Origin of the sequence: Streptomyces sp. NPDC006510, assembly GCF_040611955.1 — a bacterium.
GTDB lineage: Bacteria > Actinomycetota > Actinomycetes > Streptomycetales > Streptomycetaceae > Streptomyces.
The window spans coordinates 1-25,368 of the sequence record NZ_JBEXPH010000092.1; the positions used below are offsets into that span (position 1 = coordinate 1).

Annotated in this window: 25 protein-coding genes and 4 pseudogenes; 15 read left to right on the top strand and 14 right to left on the bottom strand. The window is 70.1% G+C overall.

Annotation, left to right across the window (positions count from 1 at the left end):
- Positions 1 to 97: 97 nt before the first annotated feature.
- A pseudogene (locus ABZY11_RS25295) lies at positions 98 to 205 on the bottom strand (DegT/DnrJ/EryC1/StrS family aminotransferase); the annotation flags it as partial.
- Here ABZY11_RS25295 and ABZY11_RS25300 point away from each other — a divergent pair.
- Positions 201 to 409, top strand: a pseudogene (locus tag ABZY11_RS25300) (GNAT family protein); the annotation flags it as partial. The pseudogenes ABZY11_RS25295 and ABZY11_RS25300 sit on opposite strands and share 5 nt — an antisense overlap.
- A gap of 5 nt (positions 410 to 414) precedes the next feature.
- Here ABZY11_RS25300 and ABZY11_RS25305 read toward each other — a convergent pair.
- Complete coding sequence (locus tag ABZY11_RS25305) at positions 415 to 789, bottom strand: DoxX family protein (RefSeq protein ID WP_356481327.1); 375 nt, start codon at positions 787 to 789, stop codon at positions 415 to 417.
- A gap of 94 nt (positions 790 to 883) precedes the next feature.
- On the opposite strand from ABZY11_RS25305, the gene ABZY11_RS25310 reads away from it, so the two are divergent.
- Together ABZY11_RS25310 and ABZY11_RS25315 are read left to right on the top strand one after the other, a co-directional pair.
- Positions 884 to 1,537, top strand: a complete 654-nt coding sequence (locus ABZY11_RS25310) for a helix-turn-helix domain-containing protein (RefSeq protein WP_356481328.1) — start codon at positions 884 to 886, stop codon at positions 1,535 to 1,537.
- A gap of 435 nt (positions 1,538 to 1,972) precedes the next feature.
- On the top strand, positions 1,973 to 2,131 hold the full coding sequence (locus tag ABZY11_RS25315; RefSeq protein WP_356481329.1) for a hypothetical protein: 159 nt from the start codon (positions 1,973 to 1,975) through the stop codon (positions 2,129 to 2,131).
- Positions 2,132 to 2,478: 347 nt separating this feature from the next.
- Here ABZY11_RS25315 and ABZY11_RS25320 read toward each other — a convergent pair.
- Positions 2,479 to 3,042: pseudogene (locus ABZY11_RS25320) on the bottom strand (transposase); the annotation flags it as partial.
- Positions 3,043 to 3,079: 37 nt separating this feature from the next.
- On the opposite strand from ABZY11_RS25320, the gene ABZY11_RS25325 reads away from it, so the two are divergent.
- The 4 genes and pseudogenes from ABZY11_RS25325 (at position 3,080) to ABZY11_RS25340 (ending at position 5,971) form a co-directional block, all read left to right on the top strand.
- Complete coding sequence (locus ABZY11_RS25325) at positions 3,080 to 3,859, top strand: hypothetical protein (protein ID WP_356481330.1); 780 nt, start codon at positions 3,080 to 3,082, stop codon at positions 3,857 to 3,859.
- Positions 3,852 to 4,136, top strand: a complete 285-nt coding sequence (locus tag ABZY11_RS25330; protein ID WP_356481331.1) for a hypothetical protein — start codon at positions 3,852 to 3,854, stop codon at positions 4,134 to 4,136. Before ABZY11_RS25325 ends, ABZY11_RS25330 begins: the two co-directional genes overlap by 8 nt.
- A gap of 390 nt (positions 4,137 to 4,526) precedes the next feature.
- Positions 4,527 to 5,479, top strand: a pseudogene (locus ABZY11_RS25335) (FAD-dependent monooxygenase); the annotation flags it as partial.
- A gap of 135 nt (positions 5,480 to 5,614) precedes the next feature.
- On the top strand, positions 5,615 to 5,971 hold the full coding sequence (locus ABZY11_RS25340; RefSeq protein WP_356481356.1) for a hypothetical protein: 357 nt from the start codon (positions 5,615 to 5,617) through the stop codon (positions 5,969 to 5,971).
- Positions 5,972 to 6,037: 66 nt separating this feature from the next.
- Here the strand turns inward: ABZY11_RS25340 and ABZY11_RS25345 are convergent, their stop codons facing one another.
- Complete coding sequence (locus ABZY11_RS25345; RefSeq protein ID WP_356481332.1) at positions 6,038 to 6,589, bottom strand: hypothetical protein; 552 nt, start codon at positions 6,587 to 6,589, stop codon at positions 6,038 to 6,040.
- A gap of 122 nt (positions 6,590 to 6,711) precedes the next feature.
- Positions 6,712 to 7,602 carry a helix-turn-helix domain-containing protein gene (locus tag ABZY11_RS25350; RefSeq protein ID WP_356481333.1) on the bottom strand — a complete coding sequence of 297 codons (891 nt, stop codon included), beginning with the start codon at positions 7,600 to 7,602 and terminating at the stop codon, positions 6,712 to 6,714.
- 42 nt (positions 7,603 to 7,644) lie between these two features.
- Between ABZY11_RS25350 and ABZY11_RS25355 the strand changes: the two genes are divergently transcribed.
- Genes ABZY11_RS25355 through ABZY11_RS25365 form a run of 3 tightly spaced genes read left to right on the top strand, consistent with a single transcriptional unit; the run spans position 7,645 to position 11,661 of the window.
- Positions 7,645 to 8,865: a homoserine dehydrogenase gene (locus tag ABZY11_RS25355; RefSeq protein ID WP_356481334.1), complete on the top strand. Its 1,221-nt coding sequence runs from the start codon at positions 7,645 to 7,647 to the stop codon at positions 8,863 to 8,865.
- On the top strand, positions 8,858 to 10,285 hold the full coding sequence (locus ABZY11_RS25360; RefSeq protein ID WP_356481335.1) for an aldehyde dehydrogenase family protein: 1,428 nt from the start codon (positions 8,858 to 8,860) through the stop codon (positions 10,283 to 10,285). Before ABZY11_RS25355 ends, ABZY11_RS25360 begins: the two co-directional genes overlap by 8 nt.
- The gene (locus ABZY11_RS25365; protein WP_356481336.1) at positions 10,282 to 11,661 is read left to right on the top strand and encodes an aspartate ammonia-lyase; all 1,380 of its coding nucleotides are present in this window, start codon (positions 10,282 to 10,284) and stop codon (positions 11,659 to 11,661) included. Before ABZY11_RS25360 ends, ABZY11_RS25365 begins: the two co-directional genes overlap by 4 nt.
- A 114-nt stretch (positions 11,662 to 11,775) precedes the next feature.
- Here ABZY11_RS25365 and ABZY11_RS25370 read toward each other — a convergent pair whose 3' ends face one another.
- The 5 genes from ABZY11_RS25370 to ABZY11_RS25390 all read right to left on the bottom strand — a co-directional run bounded on the left by ABZY11_RS25370 (position 11,776) and on the right by ABZY11_RS25390 (position 15,987).
- On the bottom strand, positions 11,776 to 12,216 hold the full coding sequence (locus ABZY11_RS25370) for an AsnC family transcriptional regulator (protein WP_356481337.1): 441 nt from the start codon (positions 12,214 to 12,216) through the stop codon (positions 11,776 to 11,778).
- A gap of 87 nt (positions 12,217 to 12,303) precedes the next feature.
- Positions 12,304 to 13,077 (bottom strand): cyclase family protein, encoded by a 774-nt coding sequence (locus ABZY11_RS25375; RefSeq protein ID WP_356481338.1) that lies wholly within the window; start codon positions 13,075 to 13,077, stop codon positions 12,304 to 12,306.
- Between the two features lie 113 nt (positions 13,078 to 13,190).
- Positions 13,191 to 13,850: an HAD hydrolase-like protein gene (locus ABZY11_RS25380; RefSeq protein ID WP_356481339.1), complete on the bottom strand. Its 660-nt coding sequence runs from the start codon at positions 13,848 to 13,850 to the stop codon at positions 13,191 to 13,193.
- Positions 13,847 to 15,373: an amino acid permease gene (locus ABZY11_RS25385; protein ID WP_356481340.1), complete on the bottom strand. Its 1,527-nt coding sequence runs from the start codon at positions 15,371 to 15,373 to the stop codon at positions 13,847 to 13,849. The genes ABZY11_RS25380 and ABZY11_RS25385 overlap by 4 nt, the downstream gene beginning before the upstream one ends.
- A gap of 140 nt (positions 15,374 to 15,513) precedes the next feature.
- On the bottom strand, positions 15,514 to 15,987 hold the full coding sequence (locus ABZY11_RS25390; protein WP_356481341.1) for a hypothetical protein: 474 nt from the start codon (positions 15,985 to 15,987) through the stop codon (positions 15,514 to 15,516).
- 150 nt (positions 15,988 to 16,137) lie between these two features.
- Between ABZY11_RS25390 and ABZY11_RS25395 the strand changes: the two genes are divergently transcribed.
- Together ABZY11_RS25395 and ABZY11_RS25400 are read left to right on the top strand one after the other, a co-directional pair.
- The gene (locus tag ABZY11_RS25395) at positions 16,138 to 16,902 is read left to right on the top strand and encodes an IclR family transcriptional regulator (RefSeq protein ID WP_356481342.1); all 765 of its coding nucleotides are present in this window, start codon (positions 16,138 to 16,140) and stop codon (positions 16,900 to 16,902) included.
- 198 nt (positions 16,903 to 17,100) lie between these two features.
- Positions 17,101 to 17,517, top strand: a complete 417-nt coding sequence (locus ABZY11_RS25400; protein WP_356481357.1) for a hypothetical protein — start codon at positions 17,101 to 17,103, stop codon at positions 17,515 to 17,517.
- A gap of 466 nt (positions 17,518 to 17,983) precedes the next feature.
- On the opposite strand, the gene ABZY11_RS25405 is transcribed toward ABZY11_RS25400, so the two are convergent.
- Entirely contained in the window at positions 17,984 to 18,943 is a 960-nt protein-coding gene (locus tag ABZY11_RS25405) for a helix-turn-helix domain-containing protein (RefSeq protein WP_356481343.1), read from the bottom strand.
- A 127-nt stretch (positions 18,944 to 19,070) separates the two neighbouring features.
- Here ABZY11_RS25405 and ABZY11_RS25410 point away from each other — a divergent pair, with 127 nt between their 5' ends.
- Together ABZY11_RS25410 and ABZY11_RS25415 are read left to right on the top strand one after the other, a co-directional pair.
- Complete coding sequence (locus tag ABZY11_RS25410; protein ID WP_356481344.1) at positions 19,071 to 20,030, top strand: proline dehydrogenase family protein; 960 nt, start codon at positions 19,071 to 19,073, stop codon at positions 20,028 to 20,030.
- Between the two features lie 208 nt (positions 20,031 to 20,238).
- Positions 20,239 to 21,387 (top strand): site-specific recombinase, encoded by a 1,149-nt coding sequence (locus tag ABZY11_RS25415; RefSeq protein WP_356481345.1) that lies wholly within the window; start codon positions 20,239 to 20,241, stop codon positions 21,385 to 21,387.
- Here the strand turns inward: ABZY11_RS25415 and ABZY11_RS25420 are convergent.
- Genes ABZY11_RS25420 through ABZY11_RS25430 form a run of 3 tightly spaced genes read right to left on the bottom strand, consistent with a single transcriptional unit; the run spans position 21,326 to position 23,816 of the window.
- The gene (locus tag ABZY11_RS25420) at positions 21,326 to 21,940 is read right to left on the bottom strand and encodes a GNAT family N-acetyltransferase (RefSeq protein WP_356481346.1); all 615 of its coding nucleotides are present in this window, start codon (positions 21,938 to 21,940) and stop codon (positions 21,326 to 21,328) included. The genes ABZY11_RS25415 and ABZY11_RS25420 overlap by 62 nt on opposite strands.
- 23 nt (positions 21,941 to 21,963) lie before the next feature.
- Positions 21,964 to 22,935, bottom strand: a complete 972-nt coding sequence (locus ABZY11_RS25425; protein WP_356481347.1) for an ornithine cyclodeaminase family protein — start codon at positions 22,933 to 22,935, stop codon at positions 21,964 to 21,966.
- 11 nt (positions 22,936 to 22,946) lie between these two features.
- On the bottom strand, positions 22,947 to 23,816 hold the full coding sequence (locus ABZY11_RS25430; protein WP_356481348.1) for a PhzF family phenazine biosynthesis protein: 870 nt from the start codon (positions 23,814 to 23,816) through the stop codon (positions 22,947 to 22,949).
- Between the two features lie 88 nt (positions 23,817 to 23,904).
- On the opposite strand from ABZY11_RS25430, the gene ABZY11_RS25435 reads away from it, so the two are divergent.
- Positions 23,905 to 25,341 (top strand): PLP-dependent aminotransferase family protein, encoded by a 1,437-nt coding sequence (locus tag ABZY11_RS25435; protein WP_356481349.1) that lies wholly within the window; start codon positions 23,905 to 23,907, stop codon positions 25,339 to 25,341.
- Positions 25,342 to 25,368 lie beyond the last annotated feature (27 nt).

Below are 25,368 nucleotides of genomic sequence, written 5' to 3' on the forward strand. Positions count from 1 at the left end.
CCTGCAGTACCGGCCCGACACCCTCGACGGCTTCATAGCCGGCACCGGCCTGGCCGTCGACACCCCAACGTCACCCTAGCCAGCCGAAGTCAGTAGTGCCCACGATCTGGTGGTGGTAGCGCTGCTCCATGCCCTGGTTGCGCAGCAGTCGCAGCGTGCGGGCCAGGGACGAGTCGGCGGTGGTGATCAAGCCGCCCTCGATCGACTGGGCGGTCGAGGAGCGCGGCATCCACCGCGTGGAGTGGATGACGTCCGCCGCGAACGTCAGCAGCATCAACGTCGCCAAGCGCCTGGGCATGACCCGCGAGCGCGTCCTGCGCGGGCAGTACCTCCACCGGGCGTCCGGCAGGACATCGAGGTCTGGTCAGTGCTCGCCCGGAGTGGCGCAAGCAGCGGAGGGAAGGCGTAAGACTTTCAGCGGGGGACGTACGACCGGTACGTGCCCCACGCGGTCAGAACGGCCACCGCGAACACCACCATGTTGCCGACGCTGTGCGGGTACTCGCCTCTGCCGATGTGCACGGCCGCCCCGCCGGCCATGACGACGGCGAGGCCGCCCGCGGCGACCGGGGTCAGCACCGGGGCGATCGAGGTGGCGGCGGGGATGACCAGCCCCGCCCCGCCGAGCACTTCCAGAGCCCCGATCACCTTCACCGTCTCCGGGCGGAAGTCCACCACCCACGGCATGAGCGGAACCAGTGAGTCCGGGGCCATGACCAGCTTCATGCCACCCGCTCCGGCGAACAAGACGGCGAGCAGGGCCTGGACGACCCAGAGGATGACGGGCATGACGCACACTCCGTAAGTGAAGGGGTCCCTGCGGTTTATGTCGCATCAACGTACCAGAACCGCAGGATGTCCTTCACTTTGTAGGATCGTGGCCATGGGATCTGGTGAGGGCCGAGTGCTGCGCAGGGACGCCGAGCTCAACCGGGAGCGCATCGTGGCCGCGGCCCGTGCCGTCTTCGGCGAGCGCGGACTGGCGGCGCCGCTGGAGGACGTCGCACGACGGGCCGAAGTGAACATCGCCACGCTCTACCGGCGATTCCCCGAGCGGGAGGCGCTGATCGAGGCGGTGCTGACCGACCGGATGCACGAGCTGGCACGTCTTGCCGAGGAGGCGATGTCGGCCCCCGATCCATGGGAAGGCTTTCGGGGCTTCGTGGAGCGCGCCTGCGCCATGCAGGCCGCCGACCGCGGGGTGACCGAGGGCTTCACCGCCTGCTTCCCCGACTCCCCGGGCATGGAGGAACCGCGCATCCGGGCCCTGGACGCGCTCGACGCCCTGATCCGCCGCGCGCAGGAACAGTGCTGCCTACGGTCCGAGGTGACGAGCGGCGACATCATGCTGTTCCTGATGGCCAACGCCGGAGTGCTCTCCTCCACGCGCAACGCCGCGCCCGGCGCGTGGCAGCGGCTGGTGGCGCTGCTGCTCGACTCCTGCCGTCCCGACGGCGGGTCGTCGCCGCTGCCCCCCGCGCCCAGCGCGATGGAACTGCACAACGCGATGGTCGCCACCCGCCCGGGCCGTCCGTAGGACTGCTCAGCCCACGTCCCACCGGAAACAACTGTCATGGCGATCGATTCGAGCGTCGAGTGAGTGGCTTGCGACGCACTGGCCCGGCGTTCGTCGGGCGGACCGCGCGGACACTCGGGGCGATCTACGCTCTCGGCTGCCGCTGATGCGTGGGGGAGTGCAGTGCGCATCGGCTCACTCGACTGCTCCCTTGACCAACTCCGACGACGAGCCCGGATCAGCGGTGTCACTGGTCCACGTCGGCTGCTCGGTGAGCAATAGTCCCCGAGTTCCGCCTTCATCCCCCTGCGTCTGGCACGACTGAGAGTGCCTGGACCTGGGCCTGTTACCTCGTTCGGGTGGCCGCCGGCCGTTCTGACCCAACCTCGCCCGTAGTGCGCAACCCTCATCCCTGTCGGGATTCCTTCAGCCTGGGTGAAGTCGTGCAGGCGTGGGTTGGCTCCGGCCGTAGTACGCGATCTGCACGAGTACCGGGTGCCGGTGAGCGAGGAGGAGCTCGCCGAGTTCGAGACCGATGTGCTGGCGGGGTTCGTGCGGGCGCGCGTGGCGGGTCGTCGAGATGCACACAGTGGCCCCACCCCGCAGGCCGGATAACGTACGTGCCTCGCGCAGACCAGTCCGCGTCGAAGGCGGCCAGTGTGCCGGAGTGGTCGGACACCAGCCGACCGTCGAGGTGGGGAACGATGAACCGCGGTCGCGTCAGACCGTCCGTCACCAGGGTCGCGTCCTGGAGCAGCGCGTCGGCGCGGAGAATCCTGTGGTTGTTAGCCTCGATCGTTCATGAGTCCTCGTCGGTTCGCTGACGGGGGCTTCGTGCTTGCGAGGTGCGGTCTTTTCGGGGTTGGGGCAGGTTGGCGGCCCGGCTGTCGCGTCGGGTGGGCGCCGGGTTCCACTTTCCCGGTGCGGTGATGCGGATCGTTGGGGCGGGCCGGTGTGGCTGGTCAGCCGGGGCTCGGCAGGGCATTGAGCCGGTCGATTGCCTGGATGACTTCGTTGGTCCAGGGCCATCGTGTGGTGAAGCGGAGCCAGCGACGGCGGCCAGTGGTAACGAGTTGGGCGGCGGCGGAGAACAGCCTCAGGCGGAGCTTCTTGGGTTCCCAGCGGCGCGTTTCTGTGGTCAGGGCGAGCATCGGCATCCAGGCAAGGAGGTCGAGTGCGAGGGAGACGATCTCCAGCCAGATCTGGTTCTGTGCGGTGTCGTGCAGGGGGAGGTTGCGCAGGCCGGTGTCGCGGGCGTTTCGGATGCGGTCCTCGCAGCGTGCCCGGCGGCGGTGACGCAGTTCGAGGTCGGCGAGCTGGCCGCCTTTGGTGTTGGTCGCGAAGCAGGTGAGCCGTAGTCCGTCGAGGTCGGTGAAGCGCAACTGTGCGCCGGGATGCGGGCGTTCCTTGCGGACGATCAGCCGCATGCCCTTGGGCCACGTGCTCAGGTCGGGCATGTCGGTGATCTCCGCGACCCAGGCGCCGGGCCGCTCGGTGCCGCCAGCGTCGTAAGCCGGTGTCACGGCCCCGCCCACCGGTTCCGGTATCTCCGACGGCCGCCGGGTGCGGGTCGCCCCGGACCGGGAGTCCTGGCTGTGCAGCACAGGCCGGGGTGCTACGGCCCCGCTGGGCGGTACCTTCCTCAACACCTTCGAGCGTGACTTCCTGCGTGGTGTGCCCGGTGACCTCCTGGAGCCCACGCCCGAGCACGCGCGACGGCTCGACGATGGCTTCGCGGCCCTGTGCGCGCTGCTTCCCGAGCTGGGCGCAAGTGTCGCGGCCCACTACATCGGTGTGGGCGTCGTCGACGTGAGGACCGAGGGCGAGACCTTCCTCGCGGGCAACGTGGGGCGCATTCCCGGAGTGGTGTTCTTCTCTCCGAACCGGATGGCCCGCCCATGGCGGTTCGCCGAGACGGCGCTGCACGAGGGATTGCGCCTGAAGCTGTTCGACATCCAGTGGTCGGCGAGCATCTTCGCCGCCCCCGAGGGTCTGGCCGACGGGCCGAAGGCCAAGGTGCCCTGGCTGAAATGGGCCTCCATGGTCGCGCCCAACGAGTGGGCGCTCGACCGGGCCCCGGGCGCCTTCCACGTGTACGCGCACCTCGTGCTGTTCCAGGCGGCGCTGCGGGCCAGGCTCACGCCTGAGCTGAAGGAACGTTTCGGCGTTCCCGAGTCCGATGACCCGCCTTCCCTGTACCGCTTCGGCGCCGAGCGAGCCCACTACCTGGGTCGGCAGATCCTGGACCGCGGCGGCGACGAACTGACCGATCACGGCCGGGAGTTCGTCAGCTGGCTGCTGGAGACCGTCGCATCGGTGCCGGAGGAGGCAGCCCGTGTCTGATCTCCGCTATACCAAGGCACCCGGCCTGAGCACGCGCCCCGTCGAGGCCGCCGGTTCCCTTATGGTCTTCACCCCGGCCAAGCCAAAGGTTCATTGGCCGAACCTGGCTGGCTGGTACCTGTTCGAGCTCAGCGACGGCAGCGGCGAGGAACACATCGCCGCCGAGTACGCGGAAGCGGTCGCCGGCCAGATACCGCGGGACGAGGCATTGCTGCAGGCCCGTAGCTGTCTGGCGGACCTGGCGCGGCGCGGCATCCTCGTCACGACCGAAGCCTGAGCCGGGCCGGTGAAAGCCCTGAGGCCAGCTGCCCGCGTGCCCGCCCCGGGCCGCCGGGGTCCGAGTCGGCGTCCCCTCAAGTTCCTCCGGTCCGTCCGGCCGGAGGTTCCTCCTGCCCTCGCCGAAGGAGGTGAACTCCATGACAGAGCAGCTGAAGAAGAGGCTGTCCAAGGCGGTGAACGTGACCCCGCCGAAGGCTGCCGCACCTGCCAGGGACCAGCGTCTGTGGCCCCCGTGGTACATGCAGAAGCACTGAGTTGACAGGGTGCCGGCCCGCCCGACGGCGGGCCGGCACCCCATCGTGGAAGGCGGTCCATGTCCATGCGGCACGTGGGCGTACCGGTGGTGGGCGGCTCGCTCACCGGGCCGTCCGCGGCCCTTTTCCTCGGCATGCACGACGTACCCTGTCTGGTGGTCGAGCGCCGTGACGGCATCCTTGCCCATCCGCGTCTGCGTGGCCTGCTTCCTCGGGCCATGGAGCTGTATCGGCAGGCCGGAGTGGAGGACGAGATCCTCAACCACTGCCCGGCCGGCGCCCCGCCCACCGACCTCGTCTCCGTCCACGCCCGTACCCTGTCGGAGGAGCACAAGCCGCTCACCGAGCCCGAGGAGGGCGGCGGGGAGGCCGAACAGGCCTCCCCGTGTGCGTTCGTCCCCATCGGTCAGGACGAGCTCGAAACCGTGCTCGCGCAGCAAATACGAAAACGGGGCTGCGACCTCAGATTCGGCACGGCACTCACCGACCTGGCGCAGGATTGCGACGGGGTGACGGCGCGTCTGCGGGGCCCCGGCGGGACGGAGGAGACCGTCAGGGCCGACTACGTTGTCGCGGCAGACGGCGCCTCCAGCCCCATACGCCGTCGTCTCGGCATCCGCAGCAGCGGCCCCGGAACCCTCTTCCACATGGTCACAATGCACATCCACGCCGATCTGTCTCCGGCGCTGCGCGGCCGTCGTATCGGCATGGCGTATCTCGACCGGCCCGCACCGGGAACCACACTCGGCCCCTCGACTCCACCGGCACCCGTTGGTTCTTCGCCACTGCCGTATCGCCCAGGGACACCGCGAACGAGGACCCTGCCGCCTGGGTCAGAGCGGCGACCGGACTGGACGCACTGGATGTGCGGCTGCTGGAGCAGGCCCCGGGCGCCGGACGGATCTTCACGTTTCCGGTGGGGGCACGGGTCGCCGAACGGTACCGCGTGAACCGGGTGTTCCTCGCGGGCGACGCGGCCCATCTGATGCCGCCGACCGGCGGCCTGGGCGGCCTCACGGGCATCATGGACGCGCACGACCTGGCCTGGAAGCTGGCCTTCGTCCTGCGTGGCAGCGCGGGTCGCGCGCTGCTGGACACGTACGGGGCCGAGCGCCGCCCGGCCGCCGAGCAGGCCATGCGGCAGGCATACGCCCGGGCCCGGCTGCGCTGGCGGCTGCCCGGGCCGGGCCCGGGCGAACCGCTGCTGCCCACCGGCGTCCTGATGTACGGCGTCGCCATCCCGGAGGGTGCTCCCGGCACGCGCGCGCCTCATCTGTACGTCTCCGAGGACGCGTCCTCGCCCATGTCGACCCTCGACCTCTACGGCACCGGTCTCGTCCTGCTGGCCGGCCCCGAGGGCGATGCCTGGGAGTCCGCCGCCCACCGGGCCGGTCACCGCCTGTCCGTGCCCGTCGATGTGTACCACCTCGACGCGGACCTGGCCGGTCCACACGGCCTGACGACCGGCGGCGCGCTGCTCGTCCGACCCGACGGTGTCGTCGCCTGGCGCGACGACGGTCAAAGGCGCGACCCCGACGGCACGGTGGAACGGGTGCTGCGCGACCTGCTGTGCCGCTGACATCTGAATGAAACGAGGATTGGCCGGGCGCTCAGCTCTGCCGAGGTGACCCTGCGAGGGTGATGGTCATCCAGGGCACAGCGTCCCGTCCGCCACCGTCATGGTGTCGGCGACACCGAGCGGGACGCCGTACTCGGTGGAGAAGGCTGCACAGTCGGCGGCGAGCAAGGCCATCGCCGGATCGTCGGCGTCGAGCCCTGCGGTCAACTGCCGGTCCACTGAGTACGCCTCGTTCGAGGCGAGGTGAGGGAAGCACTGCACGGCGGGGATGCCCAGCCTCCTGGCGATGATCCGGGCAGGCCAGTTCGTGGTGTCGTAACAGATTGTGTCCACCGGCTCCGAGGCACAGTACTTCTGCAACACCGGGTAGGTCGCACTCATTGCCGCGAAGTAGTGGCGCAACCAGCCGGCTACGGCCTCCGGGCCGATCTTTGATGGTGGTGTGAACGGCTCCAGCGGCGGTAGTTCCAACCAGCGTGCGCCAAACCGCGGCGGCGTGGCCTGCCCCGGTGGCGTAGTCCACCTGGTGCCGCGCCGTACGAGTTCCTCGACCAACGGCAACATCGGGTTAATGTGCCCATGCCCAGCCAGGGTCGTGAGGAGTAACTTCTTCAGCACGGGGGACACCCTGGCGCCAGAGACACCGCAGCGCCATCGAGATATGGGCAGGGCACGGCGGCGAGAATGAGAACCGGCCGGGAGCGGGCGGACCTTGACAGGCCGTTGCTTGGCGGAGCTGGTCAGGACAGGTTCCCCAACTCGGCCGCCGCCGCCGTCAGATCAGTGCGGATCAGTTCCTCGTGCGGGGCGAGGTCGTTCTGCCGCCCCAGGACGGCGACGGCGGCGAAGACCCGGCCCCGGGCGTCGCGCACGGGCGCGGCGTACTCGGTGATGCCGTGCTCGAACTCCCCGTGCGCGGTGACCAGACCTCCGGGCGCGTCGCGTGCGTTGGCCCGGGCGACCTCGGCCGCCGAGTGGGCGGCGTTGGGGCCGCCGACACCGATCAGTTCGTAACCCACCAGCAGCATGGCGATCTCCTCCCCGGTGTGATCCCACAACAGTGCGCGTCCCGCGCCCGTACACCAGCAGGGGGTCACCAGCGTCGCCCGGGTCAGCCACTCGGCCATGCCGGGCGCGGACTCGGCACGCAGCAGACGTACGAGGACACCGTCCCGGACGGACAGTCGGGCGCTGGCCCCGTGCCGGATCGCGAGGCGGCGCAGAACCGCCCGGCTGCTGTGCAGCAGACCGGGGTTGAGGGAGGCCGCCAGGGCGAAGAACTCGTGGGCGGCGCGCAGAGTGGAGTCCTCGCGGCGTTCGAGGAAGCCCTTTTCGCACAGCTCCTGCGTCATCCGTGAGGCCTTGCTGCGCTCCAGGCCCATCTCGTCGGCGAGCCTGCTGACGTTGAACCCGGTGCGCCCTGACCGTTCGCGGTCGATGACGGTGTCGACGAGGCGCAGTGCAGCGCGCAGCGACGAGGCCGTGGAGTTCCCGGAGTCGCTCCCGCCCGGCCGGCCGCTCCCGGACCCGCCCCTCCCGGACGGCCCGGACTCTCCAGGACCGGGCTGATCAGGGGCGTCGCCGCCCTGCAGGGACCGCTCGGATGGCTTGTCGGGGCCGAATGCTGTCACGTCGGCACTATAGCGATCCGCTCGTCGCAGGAGCGGATCGTCATGATGCTCGGTCACATCGGCATGGTCTGGATGACCGCCCCGGGCGCGACGCTGTTCAGCACGCACAGGGTCCATGTGAAGGAGAACCAGATGACCCGATACGACCTCGCGCTCATCGGATTCGGAGGCGTCAACCGCGCGCTCGCCGAACTGATCACCGAGCGGGGCGACGCACTCGCCGCCGAACTGGGGTTCGGCCTGCGCGTGGTGGCCATCACCGATCTGCGTGCCGGTTCGCTGGTGCGCGCCGACGGCATCGAACTGGCTCCGCTGCTCGCGGCCACGCCCAGCGAACTGGACTTCTCCCGCATGGCGGGCGGCAGCCCTGATCCCCGTAACGAGTGGGTGATCCGGGAGGTCCCGGCCGACATCGTTGCCGAGGCGACCTTCACCAATCCCGAGGACGGCCAGCCCGCGCTGTCGCACGTGCGATGGGCGCTGGAGGCCGGTAAGCACGTCTGTACCACTAATAAGGGCCCGGTGGCACTGCACGGCCGTGCGCTGAAGGAACTGGCCCGGCGTCATGACGTCGCCTTCGAGTGCGAGGGATCAGTGCTCAGCGGCACGCCCGTGCTGCGCACGGCGCGGCGGATGTTCCGGGGGCTGCGGGTAACGGCCGTCGAGGGCGTCATGAACGGCACGTCCAACTACATCCTCGGCCGGCTGGAGAGCGGCATGGACTTCGCCGACGCGGTGGCCGAGGCCCAGGCGCTGGGATACGCGGAGGCCGACCCCACCGCCGACGTGGAGGGGCACGACGTCCAGCTGAAGGTCATGATCCTGGCCGGTGAGGTGCTGGGCACGGAACTGAAGCGAGCCGACGTGCCCTGCGAAGGCATCTCCGGCATCACCGCCGAGGACATACGGGCCGCCGCGGCCGAAGGACTGCGCTGGAAACTGGTCGGATCGGTGGCCCGGCGCCCCGACGGCACCGTGGATGCGCGCGTCGCCCCCGTGGCGCTGCCGGACAGCCACCCGTTGGCCGGGGTCTCAGGACCGGTGAACGCGGTGGCCTTCCACACCGACCTGCTGGGCACCGTTACGGTCTCCGGGCCCGGCGCAGGGTGCACGGAGACCGCGTACGCCCTGCTGTCGGACATCATCAGCATCCATGAGAGCCGCAACGACCGCGGTACCGGAACCCAGGGAGCCACCGGCGGGTCACGTTCCGGCGCGCCGGTGGACGGTGCACGTGAGCTGGAGGAGACGAACCGTGTCTGAGACCGTGATCAACGCCGCGCTGCACCTCGGCGACGACATGGCGCCTGTTCGCAACCCCTACACCGGCGAGACGATCGGCTCGGTCTGTGCCGTCGCCGCGGACGCCCTGGAAGCCGTGATGCTGCGGGCCCGTGACGGCCGTGCCACTGCGCGGGCCATGTCGCGGGCCGCCCGGGCCAAGGTCCTCGACGGGGCGGCCCGATTGGTGGAGGAACGCGCCGAATCTTTCGCCCGACTGATCGTGGGTGAGGCGGGGAAGACCCTCGTGCAGGCCCGCAAGGAGACCGCCCGCGCGGTCAACACCCTGCGTCTGTCGGCCGCCGAGGCCCGGCGCAACGCCGGTGAGGTGGTGCCCTTCGACGCATACGAGGGCTCCGAGGACCGCCAGGGGTGGTTCACCCGGGAGCCGCTGGGGATCATCGCCGCCATCACCCCGTACAACGACCCCCTGAACCTGGTCGCTCACAAGCTGGGGCCTGCCGTCGCGGGCGGCAACGCTGTGGTACTCAAACCGTCCGCGCTGACACCGCTGTCGGCGCTGCGCCTGGTCGACACCCTGGTCGAGGCCGGCCTTCCCGAAGAGGTCGTGACCGTCGTCAACGGCGGGCCCGAGCTGGGTGCGGCCCTCGTTGCTTCGCGCGACGTGCGGATGGTGTCCTTCACCGGAGGTTTCCGCACCGGTGAGGCGATCGCCCGCTCGGCGGGCCTGAAGAAACTCGCGATGGACCTCGGTGGCAACGCGCCCGTGATCGTCATGGAGGACGCCGACCTGGACGCCGCCGTGGAGGGCTGTGTCTCCGGTGCCTTCTGGGCGGCCGGCCAGAACTGTATCGGCGTCCAGCGGGTCCTTGTCGCCCGCCCGGTGTATGCGGCCTTCCGGGACGCCTTCGTCGCGCGGACACTCCGGCTGAGGGCGGGCGATCCGACGGACGAGCGTACGGATGTAGGGCCGATGATCACTGCCGGGTCGGCGGCCGCCGCCAAGGCCCTCGTGGACGCGGCGCTCGAGCAGGGGGCGACTCTGCTGTGCGGCAATCGGCTCGACGGCAGTGTCTATGCCCCGACGGTCCTGGAGGACGTCCCGGGCACGGCCGCGGTGTGGCAGGACGAGGCGTTTGCGCCGGTCGTCGTTCTCCAGCCCTTCGACTCGTTCGGGGAGGCCGTCGAGCGGGCCAACGAGATCGAGTTCAGCCTGCACGCCGGGGTCTTCACCACCCGGCTGGACCGTGCCCTGGCGGCTGCCCGGCAGCTGGACGCCGGAGGTGTCATGGTGAACGACTCCTCCGACTACCGCTTCGACGCGATGCCCTTCGGCGGGTTCAAGTACGGCAGTATGGGCCGTGAGGGGGTGCGGTTCGCCTACGAGGAGATGACCCAGCCCAAGGTCGTCTGCTTCAACGGGACGGGCGGCGGCCGGTGAGCGGCTTCCGTATCGAGTCCGACTCGCTGGGCGAGGTGGAGATCCCCCAGGCAGCGTACTGGGGCGTGCACACCGCCCGCGCTCTGGAGAACTTCCGGATCAGCGGTGTCTCCGCGGCCTCCCATCCGCACCTGGTGCGGGCCATGGCTGCCGTGAAGCACGCGGCGGCCATGGCCAATGAGGAGGTCGGTGCTCTGGAGCCGCGCAAGGCACAGGCCATCGCCGAGGCATGCGCCGACATCGAGCGGGGTCGCTACCACGAGGAGTTCGTCGTGGACGTCGTCCAGGGCGGAGCCGGCACCAGCACCAACATGAACGCCAACGAGGTCATCGCCAACCTCGCTCTGGAACGCCTGGGTTGTGCACGCGGACGGTACGACGTCCTCCACCCGCTCGACGATGTCAACCGATGCCAGTCGACCAACGATGTCTATCCGACGGCTCTGAAGATCGCCGTGAGTGCGGCCCTCGCCGACCTCTCCGTCGAACTCGGCCTGCTGTCCGAGGCGTTCACGGCCAAGGGCAGGGAGTTCCGGAATGTCGTGAAGGTGGGCCGCACCCAGTTGCAGGACGCAGTCCCGATGACGCTCGGTCAGGAGTTCGCCGCGTTCGGCGTCACTCTGGCCGAGGACACGGCTCGCATCGCCGAGACGCTTCCGCTGCTCGCCGAGACCAACCTCGGCGCCACCGCGGTCGGCACCGGCGTCACCGCGGCACCCGGATACGCCCGGGCCGCTGTCCGGCATCTGCGGGCGCTGACCGGGCTGGACCTGAAGGCGGCGTCCGACCTGGTCGAAGCAACTTCCGACACCGGTGTGTTCCTCCAGGCGTCCGGGGTGCTCAAGCGCACGGCGGTGAAGCTGTCGAAGATCTGCAGCGATCTGCGGCTGCTGTCCAGCGGCCCGCAGTCCGGCCTCGGGGAGATCAACCTGCCGCCGCGTCAGGCCGGCTCCTCGATCATGCCGGGCAAGGTCAACCCGGTGATCCCGGAACTGGTCAACCAGATCGCCTTCGCCACGGCCGGGGCCGACATGGCGATCACCATGGCCGCCGACAACGGGCAGTTGCAGCTCAACGCCTTCGAGCCGCTCATCGGCCACCTGCTGCTCCAGCACATCGCGTGGCTGACTCGCGGCTGCGCCACGCTGCGCACCCTGTGCGTGGTCGGGATCACCGCCAACGAGGAGCGGCTGGCGCGGCAGGCCGCGCGGTCCGTCGGGGCGGTGACGGCGCTGACACCCCGCATCGGGTACGCGGCGGCGGCCGAGGCCGCCCGGCAGGCGCTGGCCACCGGTGCCGACGTGCTGGACGTCGTCGTCGACAGCGGACTGCTCGACCGTGACAGCGCCGAGCGGTTGCTCCGGGCGGGCGTCTGACGGGACGCCCGCAGTCCCCCTGGGTCATGAGACGCGGCCGGCCCCGCAGGGCAGCCCGCGTACCGCCGCTGTCCGCGGGTCCGCCTGGGGCAGCGGCTCCCTCGGCCCTGCGGTTCAGCATCGGGTGCGGTCGACGACGCGGGACAGCGTGAGAGTGGTGACCGTGTCACGTACACCGGGCATCTGGGCCATGTGCTCCCAGATGCCCCTTACGCGTTCCAGGGACCGGGCCTCCAGACTGACCAGCAGGTCGAACTCGCCGCTGAGCACGTCGCAGGAGACGACTTCGGGGATGCGCCTGATCGCCGCGAGGACGTCGCCGCCGCGCATCCGGTCCTTCCGGTAGACGAGGACATGGGCGCGGACGAGGTCTCCGGCCGCCGTGCCGGACGGGCGGACTACGGTGTAGCCGCCGATGTGCCCCTGCCGTTCGAGACGTTCCACCCGTTGGCGCACGGCGTTCCTGGACAACTGCACGCGCTGGCCGAGTTCGGCGTGGGTGATGCGGGCGTTGCGGGTCAGTTCGGCGATGATCTTCTCATCGACGGCGTCCATGGCCTCGACTCCTGGTCCTGGTCGTGAAATGACCCCGGCGGCCTGCTGGCCGCCGGGGCGGGGGCATCGGTTACTGCTCCGGCTGTCTCATCGGACAGTGCACTCCGCCCCGTGGAGGGCGAACACCCGGGCCGGGAAGCCGGAACCGCCCTGCGGCTTCGGCCAGGTCGCGACGATCAGGGCGCCCGCCTCGGGGACCCGGTCGAGGTTGGCCATCAGCTCGATCTGCCACCGGTCGCGCTCCAGGACATACCGCTCCAGGCTGAAGTCACCTGCCGAGGTGGCCAGACCGGGGTCGGTGTCGGTCTGCTCGTGACCGATGGCGGTGACGCCCACCTCCTCGAAAAGATGGCGCAGTACCGGGCCCGACCAGCCCGGCGCGTGGCTGAGGCCCGCCTCGTCCCGGTTGGCCATGGCGGACGGGTCCGGCCAGCGGCGGCTCCAGCCCGTGCGCAGGGCCACGAAGGCCCCGGCCGGTATGCGGCCGTTGCGGCCTTCCCAGGCGGTCACGTCGTCCAGCGTGGGCACGGAGTCGGGATCGGCCTCGACACGGTCGGAGATGTCGAGGACGACCAGCGGCAGGAGCATCTCCTCGACGGGGATGTTGTCCAGCGTGCGTGCGCCGTCCACGAAGTGCACAGGCGGGTCGACGTGGGTGCCCCACTGGCCGACGAGCGTGTAGAGGTGCACATTGAAGCCGTCACCGCGCTTCATGTCGAAGGGCATCTCGCGGCGCTCGTCCGGGAACGCCGGAAAGTGCGGCTGGCCCGGATGGAAGGCGTGGGTGAGGTCCGTGTGGACGGACGTCTCGGTCAGCTCGCGCAGGGCGGCCCACAGGCGGGGCTCGGGGAAGCGGTCCATGTGCTGTTCGACCTTGTCTCTGTGTCGTAGGCGGGGGCGCCGGCCCGTGCGACGCGCACGGGCCGGCCGGTATGACAGGGGTGCTTCGGGGCTGCAGGCCGACGCTCGGCCCGTCAGGTCGGATCGTTCGTCAGCAGGTCGGCCAGTTCTGAGGGCTCGGCGACGGACGCGACGGCACCTGCGGCCTCTTCGGGGCCGCCGTACCCCCACCGCACATGGACGGCGGGGATCCCCTCGGCCGCCGCGCTCTGCACGTCGTACGCCCGGTCGCCGACCATGAGCGGCCGGGAGACATCGACACCACGTGCACGCAGTCGGGCGAGGCAGACCCGGATGACCTGGCGCTTGGTGGTCCGTCCCGTCGACTCGTCGATGCCGCAGACTGCTGCCAGACGAGCGTTCAGACGGTGGTGCCGGGTCACGCGTTCGGCCTGGTCCTCGACCTTGGACGTTGCCACGCCCATCGTCATCCCCAGCCCGGCCAGGGCGTCAAGCATCTCCGGAACTCCGGTGAACAGGGAGCTGTCCAGGGCACCGTGCTCCGCGTAGTCGGCCCGGTAGGTGTGCAGGGCCCGCCGCGCCGTCTCCTCGTCGAGGCCGACGACGTACCGGAAGGACTCGTACATCGGCGGTCCGACGAAGGAGCGCAGGGTGGGCTCGTCCGGCACCCCTGCACCCACGCTGCGCAGCGCGGCCGCGGCACTGGCGGTGACGCCCGGCGCAGAGTCGACCAGGGTGCCGTCGAGGTCCAGCAGGAGACAGGTCGGATTCATGAACATCCCGTCTCCGTCTCCGTCTTTGTCGCCTTGGCCGACTGCCCGGCCCCGTGGCGCAGGTGGTAATAGAGGAAGCAGGCTCCGACGAACGGGATGCCGAAGTACAGGGCCGTGACCTGCGCCGGGTCGAAGGCGATGCCGACGAGCGATGCCAGGCAGAGGGTGAAGGCGAGTACCGGCACGACCGGATAGAACGGGGTCCGGTAGGCCAGAGTCCTGATGTCCCCGCCGGACTTGACGAACCGCCGGCGGTGCAGGAACTGGGAGGCGACGATGGACATCCAGACGCCGACGGCGGCGAAGCCTGCCACGGAGACGAGCACCAGGTAGACCGTCTCCGCCGCGACCACGCTGCTGAGCAGGGAGGCGAGGCCGCCCAGCATGCTCAGCAACAGCGCGGTCATGGGGATTCCGCGGGAGTTTAGGCGGCGCAGTGCCTGTGGTGCCTGTCCTTCTTCCGACAGGGAGAACAGCATGCGGGCGCAGGAATACAGTCCGCTGTTCCCGGCCGACAGCAGCGCCGTGATGATCACGAAGTTCATCAGGTCCGCCGCGTACGGGATGCCGACGGTCGAGAAGACGGTGACGAAGGGGCTCTCGTCGAGACCGACCTTCTCGTACGGGATCATGGCGGCGATCACCGTGATGGCGCCGACGAAGAAGAGCAGCAACCGGACGACGGTCACCCGCAGTGCCTTGGGGACGGCGGTGGCAGGGTCTGCGGTCTCGCCCGCGGCGACGCCGATGAGTTCGGAGCCGGAGAAGGCGTAGAAGGCTGCGAGGACGGTGACCAGGATGCCTGAGAAACCGTGGGGGAAGAGGCCGCCGTCGGTGGTGAAGTTCTCGAAGAGGGACGGGAACGCCTGGCCACTGTCGGCGAGCGGGTGGAAACCGGCCAGGGCGGCACCGCCCAGGACGATGAGGGCGACCACGGCGACGACCTTGATCACCGAGAACCAGTACTCGGTCTCACCGAAGATCCGTGCAGAGAAGGCGTTCACTGCGAAGACGACCGCGGCGAAGACCACACACCAGACCCACACGCTCACCGAGGGGAACCAGCGCTGCATCAGCAGACCGCAGGCGGTGAACTCGGAGCCGAGGGCGACGGCCCAGGTGAGCCAATACAGCCACGCCGTGGCGAATCCGGTCGCCGGGCTGATGGAGCGGGCGGCGTAGATGTGGAAGGAGCCCGAGACGGGGTAGATGACGGCGAGTTCGCCGAGGCAGGTCATGACCAGGTAGACGACGAACGCGCCGACGAGGTAGGCGAGCACGGCGCCGAGAGGGCCGGCCTGGGAAATGGTGAAGCCGGAACTGATGAACAGCCCGGAGCCGATAACGCCCCCCATCGCGATCATGACGAGGTGGCGGGCGGTCATCGAGCGGCGCAGTGCCTCGCGGGGCGCCTCGGACGGGGATCCGGGCGGGACGGGCGACAGCGCGGGGGACGGGGGAGGAGATGAGGGCGCTGTGTGCGGCAGTGCCGGGGTGCTTCCCGGCGTGAGTGGCAGGGACATATGACGTGTCCTTGGGTGGCAGCGGCTGGGGACGGCAACGCATGGCGAAGGGGTGATGCCACTGGTGGGGCCTGCGGCGCGCGGGATGGGTGGCTCCGCGCGCCGCGGCCGGGAGGAGTGCCTGAGGTCTGCGACGTCGATCAGGCGCGGTGGACGAGGTCGAACGGAGCGGACAGTTCGACGACCGGGACTTCCCAGGGATGGGCATGGAGGATGCGGCCGAGGACGCGCGACACCTCGTCGTCCGGCGTACGAGCGTCGATGTGGACGGTGACGGTGAGCGCGGGGGAGAGGGAACTGTCGCCGACGGAGCCGAAGGTCGGGTGGGCACCCGGCTTCGTGGTGAAACCCTCCACGCCGACACCCACCTCGAAGACGTCGCTGTAGACACCGAAGTCGCCCGCGCACGGTGAAGAACGCAGGACCTGCAGCAGCGAGCCGAATGCCGCGTCGTCGCGCAGCGTCTCGGTGTGGCCCGCTCCCAGGGCGGCGAGTGTCTCACCGGTGACCGGCCAGTACACCCGGATCGACCGGACTGGGCGGAGCTTGATGTCCCCAAGGGGTGGTCGTGCCGACACACCGTTGAGTGCCGATGCCGTCGTGGCGGTGGTCATGTGTGTGAGTTCCCTTCTCCGATTGACCGCGATGCTATGTGTGCATTAAGTACACGACAAGATGTGAATGCTGCACAGTTTGGAAAAGGTTCGCCGGATGATCACCGAGGTGATCGCTGGGTGGTTTCCGGGCCGGGTAGGGTGCCGCACATGGAATCGAGTGTGGGCCGGGGCTTCGACATACTGTCCGCGCTCACCGGTCGCACGGTTGCCAACCACCGCGGCGTCTCGATCAGCGACCTGGCCCGCGACATGGGGCGCGACCGCAGTCAGGTGTCCCGGGCCCTGAGCGCCATGACCGAGGAGGAATTCCTCCTGCGTGACGCCGCGTCACGCACCCTCGCACCGCACTGGCGGCTGTACGCGGACGCACAGGAGCTCACAGCCCACCGGCTGCGCACGGACGGGCAGACGGCGCTGGAAGGGCTGGCCGCCGACACCGGCGAGAGCTGCTACCTCGGCATACTCGTCGGCGACACCACCGTCACCATTGCGGAACGGGTGCCGCCGGGCAGCAACCAGATCGGCTCCTGGATCGGGCGGCCCTACCCGGCGTACTGCAGCGACTGCGGCCAGGCCCTGCTGTGCGACGCCGAGGACGACGAGGTCGCCTCGGTCCTCGCCCGCACCGATTTCGTACGCCACGGACCCAACACCCCCACCAGCGTCGACGACTTTCTCCACCGCCTGGCGGGAACCCGCGAGCGCGGCTACTCCGTCATCGACGAGGAGGCCGAACCCGGCCTGTACTCGATCGCCACACCGGTCCGCGACTTCCGCGGTGAGGTGATCGCCGCGATCCAGATCGTGGGACCGCGTGTCCGCCTGGCGCCCCGCACCGATGACCACGCGGCGGCGGCCCTGTCCTGGAGCCGGTGGCTCCAGGACGCACTGCGCGGCCACAACAGCCGCTGAATCCGCTGCAAGCAGCCACACAGGCCTTCCGGCCTCCGACACGTGCCGCAGCCATCACCGCGCCGATGCCGTGCGGTGCGGCGCAGCCGGCGCCGGCGGTCGGGGCCCGTGGTGGCGGGCTGCTGCGACAGTCCAGAAACGCCCGTCATCTTCACCGTTCACGAGCTCAAGCGCCTCGCCCGCAACGCCGCCGAGCTCATGACGCCGGCCGCCGAGCTCCAGGCCGACGGCACCCAGTTCGAACTCCTCACCGGCCCGCTCACCGGCATCTATGACTCGAACGGCATGGGCGCCATAGTCTTCGCCGAGCTCGCCGTCGCCGGGCGGATCGAGCGCAATCACATCCGGGAGAAGACCCTCGAAGGCCAGCGAACGCCGGAGACACTCCCCCGTGGATGCCCTCGCGACCGTACGCGAAGGCGTACGACGAGCTCCTCGGTGCCGCCGGCCGGCTCGGCATGCTGCGGCGCCGGAAGGCGGGGCGTCGACGTCACTCGACTGCGACCCTGCACATGGCCTGGTTCGGCGCGACCATCCTGTTGCGACCGTCCCGAACACCCCGCCGCCCGGCTTCCGCCACGAAACGAGCGCCTGCTCCAGCCGGCCGCGAACTGACGCGAGGCAGTACCGGAACCCGGCAAGTTCGCCCCACCGCGCCCCGCCCTACGGCTCGTCAGGGCTGGCGAACCGGCCCAGGAACATCCGACGAAAACCGGTGGTAAGACCCGCCGACGTGGGGAGGACACCAGGTTCACCACGTCCGTTGGCGTACCGCTGATTTCTGTTCCAATACCTCCCAAGGGCTGCGGCGTGCTCGACGCCAGCCGCTGTCAATCCTGACGCGGCCGTCCGCTGCATCAGGATTCCACCCCGGAAAGGCTCAGACGCTGAACGCCTCACTCGCAGAAGCACTCTCCGTCGCCCTGCTCCTGGCGGTGCTGGCCTGCGCGGTGATCCGGCCGTGGGGCTGGCCGGAAGCGGTCGTGGCCGTCCCCGCCGCCGGGGTGGTCATCGCCACCGGCCCCGGCCTCGGCGATCCGCCGGGCCGCCCTTCACCAACCGGCCCGAGCCTTTCGTTGGGTCATGACTCCTGGTGGGGAGCGTGGAAAGTGCGCCGGTAGCCCTGAGGTGTCGTCCCGAGCCGACGGACGAAATGGTGGCGGAGGTTGTCGATGGTGCCGAAGCCGGTGCGGCGGGCGATGGCGGTGATCGGTTCGTCGGTAGTTTCCAGATGGTGTTGGGCGAGCAGCACGCGCTGTCCCATCAGCCATTGCAGTGGGGTGGTTCCGGTCTCCTGCTGGAAACGGCGGGCGAAGGTACGCGGGGACAGGTGGGCGTGGCGGGCCATCGCCTCGACGGTCAGGCCCTGGTCGAGGTTGGCTTCGATCCAAGCCAGCACAGGGGTCAGAGAGCCGGTTCCCTCCCGAGGCTGGGGGCGTTCGCGGTACTGGCGCTGGCCACCTTCCCGGTGCGGGGGTGCCACCATCCTTCGGGCGATCGCGTTGGCGACGGCGCTGCCGTGTTCCTTGCGGACCAGATGAAGGCAGGTGTCGACGCCGGCGGCAGTACCAGCCCCCGTGATGACCGGGTCCTCGTCGACATACAGCACGTCCGACTCGACCCGGGCCCGGGGGTGGCGGCGGGCGAGTTCCTCGGTGTACCGCCAGTGGGTGGTGCAGCGCCGCCCGTCCAGCAGGCCAGCCTGGCCCAGGAGGAAGGCGCCGGTGCAGATGCTGAGGATACGGGCGCCCCGCTCGGCGGCGACGCCCAGTTCCTCGACTAGCCGATCCGGCTGCCGCACGTCCAGGTCGTAGGCCGGAACGCAGATGAGATCCGCGGAAGCGAGCCGCTCTAGGCCATGCGGGGTGCGCACTTCGAAGCCGTGCCGGGTGGGCACACTGTCGCCCGCTGCCGAGACGAGGGCGAAGTCGTAGCGGGGCAGAGCATCGGCACCGCGGTCGATGCCGAAGATCTCGCAGAAGACGCCCACCTCGAAGGCGTGGGCACCGTCGAGGGCGAGGACCGCGACATCTCGGAACATCGGTTCCAGGCTCCTTCAGGGCGGTGGCAGTAATTTCAGCCTATCTGTCATTTCTGCCGCTCCCATCGGGTGCCCTGCCTTGAAAGGCTCGCGGCCATACGCGCACCATTCCGAAAGCTGGGCCCCGATGACCACACCCCTCCCCGCCTCCGGCACCACCGCACTGTCGTCACAGGCCGCGCAGGTCCTGCGCACACTCGCGCTCGACGAGGACCTGAAGTGGCGCATCCCCCAGGACCCGGCCGTCGGCCCACTGGCCCGCAAGGCCGCCCGGCGCTACGTGGCCGGCGAAAGTCTCACCGACGCGCTGGAACGCGCGAAGAGCATCCTTGCCACCGGCCACCGCGTGAACGTCGAGTACATGGGTGAAAGCTGCCGCGACTCGCAGCGCGCCACTGAGGAGACCGATGTCTTCCTCAACGCCGCCCGACTGCTGCCGCCCGACTGCTCGATCTCCCTTGACCTCTCCCACATCGGCCTCGCCATCGATGAAGAACTCGCCCTGGCCAACGCCACCCGCCTTGCGCAGGCCACTGCCGATACCGGAAGAGAGATGATCATCTCCGCCGAGGGTTCTGACCGCACCGACGCCGTGCTGGCCGTGCACCGCGCCCTGTGCGAATCGTTCGACCACGTGGGCGTCACCGTCCAGGCCCGGCTGCACCGCACCGCCGAGGACCTGCACCGACTCCTCTCCCTACCCGGACGCATCCGCCTGGTCAAAGGCGCCTTCCTCGAACCCGAGACCATCGCCTACCCGCGCGAGGACCCTGCCCTTGCCACCGCCTACCTCGACCATGCAGAGCGACTGGCGGACTCAGGCCATCTGTGCTCCTTCGCCACCCACGACTGGGACCTGATCCACCACATCGACCGCCACATAAGTGGGAAGACGCCCGAATCCGTTCCCTGGGAGTTCGAGACCCTCCTCGGGCTCGGCCCCGACCGCCTAGACGCCATGGCCGAGCGAGGCCACCCCACCCGCGAGTACGTCGTCTTCGGCACCGATTGGTGGCTCTACGTCTGCAACAGGATCGCCGAAGACCCTCAGCGACTGCTCCAGGCCCTCGTCGACGCCGCTTCCTGACCACCCACCCGTCAGCGCGACTCAACCGCAGGCCATGCGGGCAACCGTGGGACTCTCGCCTGTCGCGGTAAATGCCGGATTTACTGCGACGGAGCCTCTGCCGTAATCATTGCGACCTGCGGCGGGGTGCTCCGGCGCCGCCAGGGTGAGGTCTACGCATTTACTGCGGCAGGACCGGGAGTGTGGGGCGGGCGTGACGATCGAACTGGTGACCGAACTCGATGGCGGGGGCGCGTTGCGGTTGCAGCGCGCCCGCGTCATACCTCAGTCCGCCCCTCCGGCCACGTACAGCGCGGCGGTCGAGCGCTACCTCACCGGTGCGGGCATCGCGAAGTCGTCCGCGCGGATCTACCGGATCTCGCTGACGACGTGGGGATGGATGTTCGCCGGCGCCCCGGCCCCGACCGGGCCCGCCCGCCGGGGCGCGAAGCCCCCGCTCTACCCGATCGCCGCGATCGACGACCCCGTGTTGCCGGAGGTGCTGGCCGAGCTGGCGGCGGCGCGGGCGGACGAGATGGACGCCGACACCGACAACCGGGAGCCGTCCATCGCGCGCAAGGCGATCGGCTGGTGGCAGCGCCAGGACTGGATCGAAGGCGATCCGACGATCGGTATCGAGCGGCGGCCGGCGCTGCCCGACCGCACCAAGGCCCTGGCGGAGAACCAGATCGCCGCCCTGTGGCGTCTGGACGTCGCCCTGCGGGAGAAGACGCAGTGGAAGATGCTCTACGAGTCCGCCGCACGGGCCGATGAGGTGCTGTGCCTGAACGTGGAAGACCTGTACCCGCAGGACAAACGCGGGAAGACCACCGCCAAGGGCGGGGCGACGGCGCGGATTCACTGGCAGTCCGGCACCGCCCAGCTCCTGCCCCGCCTCATCGGTCGCCGGACCTGCGGCCCGCTGTTCCTCACCGACCGCAAAGCCCCCGCCGGAACGCCGACGCTCGACGTGTGCCCGGACACCGGCCGTGCCCGGCTCTCCTACCGACGGGCCGAAGAGATCTTCGATCGAGGAGAACACCCGGCTGCTCGCCAACCCCCTCGCCTCACCCGAGGACATCGAGGACCTGGACGGCTGGACGCTCCACCTGCTCCGCCACAGCGCCCTGACACACGACGCCGAGGACGGCACCTCCACCCCGATGCTGCTGGCCCGCTCCCGCCACGCCTCCGTCCGCTGCCTGAAGCGGTACGCCCGCCCGGCGTGAAGGCCAGTTCGAGGATCTCGCCCGCAGTACAGTCTCACGTCCCTCAACGTGCGACCGGGCTTTCGGCGTCAAGGGATACACGAGACCTCAGGGTGCGAGCCCACCAGTCCCTGGGCCGCGGTCGGCGGCCGGGCGCCACATGGTGGTGACGACGTGGCCGGTGGCGATGGCGATCTGGTGCAGGGCAGTGAAGCCGACGCTCTCGTACCGCTGGAGATTCGCCGGATTGGACGACTCCAAGTAGGCGGGGGCACAAAGAACGTCGATGCGGGCGAGGCTCTCTGACAGCAGAGCCATGCCGAGTCCCTTGCCCCGGTGATGGTCGTGAACGCCGAGGAGCGTGAGATAGAAATGCGGCTGCCTTGGTCGCACGGCCGCGAATTGGTCGCTCACCGTCAGGATGGCCTCGGCCACTTCCGGGCCGGCGGCCTGCCACAGAAGGTTTGCGAGGTTGCCTGCTTCTTCGGGGGCCAGTTCCTCTCTGCCCGGCGGGATCCATACGGCTGCGGCCTCCGCGTTCTCGCTGACGAGCAGCCAGTGATGGCGCAGCGCCGACGTCGCGTACAGCCGCCACACGGCAGCGGCCTGGACCGCGCGCCGTTCGACGTCAGGAAAGGCTGGGCCCCACAGCGGGTCGTGAAAGAAGGCGGTGGTCAGCGTGCGGACGACGGCGTCGATGTCTGCGGACGCGGCGACGCGCATGCGAACGGGGCGCTGCGTGGAGGTCATCCGCTGGTCCGTTCCAGAAGGGCGAGGGCCGTCTCGGCCGCGGCGAGGTCCTGGGGACCGATGCCGATGAGCTTGGCGACCGTGATGTCCTCCGGTGTGTGCCGTCCGGGAACCCGGCCGGCCAGGACGTCGCCGATCTCGCCGTCGATGCGGTCCTCCGTCACCTCTCCGCGGGCGATGGCGGCATGAATGTCCCCGTAGCGGAGGGCGAGCTCGCGGCTGTCCACGATGACCCGGGTGGCGCGGTGCAGGCAGGTGCCGTCGAGCTCGCGCTTGGCCGGGTCGTCGGCGCCGAGAGCGGTGATGTGCTGGCCGGGGCGGAGCCAGGAGCCGAACAGGACGGGGGTGGGGCTGGCCGTCGCGGTGACGACGATGTCGGACCGGCGCACGGCCCGCTCCGGATCGGAGACCGCGGTGACGTTGACGTGCGGCAGGTCCTGGCCGAGGCGGTCGGCGAGTGCGGTCGCCCGACGGTGATCGCGGCCCCAGACGTGGATCTGCCGGACGGGACGTACGAGGGTGAGGGCGCGGGCCTGGAGTTCGGCCTGCCTGCCGGTGCCGAGGACGGTCGCGCGGGTCGAGTCCGGGCGGGACATCGCGCGGGCGCAGACGGCTCCCGCTGCGGCCGTGCGGAGGTCGGAGAGGTGGTGTTCGTCCTCCAGCAGGGCGGTGACGGCGCCGGTTGAGGCGTCGAAGAGTGCGACGAACCCGCCGCCTTCCGGCAGGCCGCGCGTCCGGTTGCCCGGGAACCAGTTGGCGATCTTGACGAGGAAGTGGCGGCCCCCGGGTAGGTGGGCGGCCTTGACGTGGGAGTCCCCGCCGTCGGCGACGGGCAGCACCATGACCGGTGCCCGGGCGCCTTCGGTGGTGCTGAACGCGATGAAGGCTTCGGCGACCGGCTCCACGAGGTCGGTGAGGTCCACGACCGCGCGAATGCGGTCGGCCGTGTAGAGGGGGAAACTGGGCATGGCAATGGTCCTCACTCGGGCAGGGTGTCCAGGGTTCCCCGGGCCACCATGGTCACGTCGCCGCCGACCCGGATGTTGCGCAGCGCGTCGGGGCTTCCCTGCGGCAGGACGGTGAGCCGGCTCGGACGGCCGGTGAAGCGCCCTTGCCGCAGCGCGAACTCCTCCTCGACGGGCACGGTGCGGTTGTGGGCCAGATACGCGCCGACGCAGCCGGCCGCACTACCGGTCGCGACGTCCTCCAGGACACCGTCGTTGTTCCAGTGGCGGCCTTCCAGGGCCTCGACGTCGAGCACGTACGCGAACTGCGCGCCGTACCGCCCGACAAGCTCCGCGAAGTCGCTGCGGACGATCCTCGCCTCGGCCAGACCCGCCACCACCGGCACGATGAGATAGCGCAGGCCGGTGGAGACGACACACAGGGGAAGATCGGCGAGTACCCGAGTGGGCAGATTCAGCGCCGCGGCAATCTCCGTCCTGTCCTCCGTCGGCACGGTCGCGAGGAACTCCGGCGCTCCCTGGTCGAGTTCCGCGTGGTACCCGGTGGTGGTACGCCGGGTGGTCACTTCGACGGCCCTGTCGACCAGGTGGAACGTCCAGCGTCGCGGGCTGGGGTCACCGTCACGCTCATGCAGGACGGCGGCCGCGCCGAGCACCGGGTGCCCAGCGAAGTCGAGTTCCTCGAAGAGGTCGAATACCCGGGCGGTGACGTCCTCGCTCCCGTCCGCGCCGCTCAGGAAGATCGTCTCGAAGTGCCGGAGCTCCTGGGTGATCGCGAGCAGCTGCCCGGTGGACAGGCCGGGGTCCTCGGGGAAGACGGCAAGGGTGTTGCCGGTGAACGCCTTGCCGGCAAACACATCGACATGGCGGTAGTGCAGGGGCATGTGGTTTCCAGGGTTGGTGCACTGGTGGCTGGTTACGGCTTGACGCTAGGCGGGACCGGCCGTCCAGTCATGGTCCAATCACGGTAAAGTGGCCTATGTGAATGGCACGGTGCGGCGCGTCCCGGCGTCGCAGTTCCCCCAGATGCTCGGCGAATGGCGCGCCGGCCACGGACCGCTGGCGCGGCGGTTGGCCGATGCCGTGGAGAAGGCCGTCCGCGACGGCCGGCTTCCGCTCGGGGTGCAGCTTCCCGCCGAGCGCCTGCTCGCCGGCGAGCTCGGTCTCGCGCGGGGCACCGTGGCGGCGAGCTACCAGATCCTGCGCGCCGAGCAGCTGATCGTCACCCGGACCGGCTCCGGCAGCACCGTCGCCCTGCCGCCCCGGCTTAACGACCGCCTCTCGCCGTGGGCCAGTGATCGGGGCGAGGCGGGCAAGAACGGGGCGCCGCTTGACCTCACCGTCGCGGAGCCCGCGGCACCCTTCGACGAACTGCTCCAGGCCGTGAGGGAAGCGACCGACACGCTGCCCGCCGCACTGCTGCACGACTCAGCCGAGGGCGACCGTCCGTCGGCGCTGCGCACAGCCATCGCCGACGCCTACGGCGCCCAGGGGCTCCCGACCGACGACGGGCACCTCCTGCTGACCAGCGGAGCCGACGCCGCCTTGAGCCTGCTCAGTGCGGCGTACCTGCGGCCGAGCAGCCGGGTCGTCCTGGACTCCCCTACCTATCCGGGCGCGCTCGCCCTGTTCCGCGGCGCGGGTGCCCGGCTGGTCGCCCAACCCCTCACCCTCACCGGCTGGGACGTCCCCGCCCTGGACCGCACGCTCAGGGCGTCCCGGCCGTCCCTGACGTACCTGGTCGTGGACTTCCACAACCCCACGGGCCTGCTGATGGGCGAGGAGGAGCGCGCCGAATTGCGACGGCGGCTGCGCCACCACGACACCCTGGTCGTCTTCGACGAGACCATGCGAGACCTGGACCTGCGAGAGGGCGCCGCCCCGCCGCGTGTCGCGGGGCGCGCCAGTGACCGGCACGTCGTGTATGTGGGTTCCTTGAGCAAGTCGCTGTGGCCGGGCCTGCGCGTGGGCTGGATCCGGGCCCATCCCGACGTCGTCCGGCGGCTGGCGGCGCTCCCGCTCGCGGCCGCGCTCGCCCCCTCGCCGTTCGACCGGCTCGTCGCCGCCGGGCTCCTGGAACGCCGGGAGGCGGTCCTCGACCGTCGACGCGCCCAGCTGAGGTCCCAGCGGGACCACTTGGCCGCGCGGCTGTCGGCTCTGCCGTGGTGCCGCTTCCAGGTACCGCAGGGCGGCCTTTCCCTGTGGCTCGAACTCCACGACGCCGACTCCCGGCGGCTGGCCGACCTGGCGGCCACGCGTAACCTCGCCCTCACGCCGGGCTTCCACTTCTCCCCCGACGGCGCCCTGGACGGCTATCTGCGACTTCCCTTCACCCTCCCGCCCGATGTACTCGACACGGCGGTCGACAGACTCACTGAGGCCCATGCCGCCCTGGAAGGCTCTCATTGACCAGCGCCCGCGCCTCAGCTTGACTCT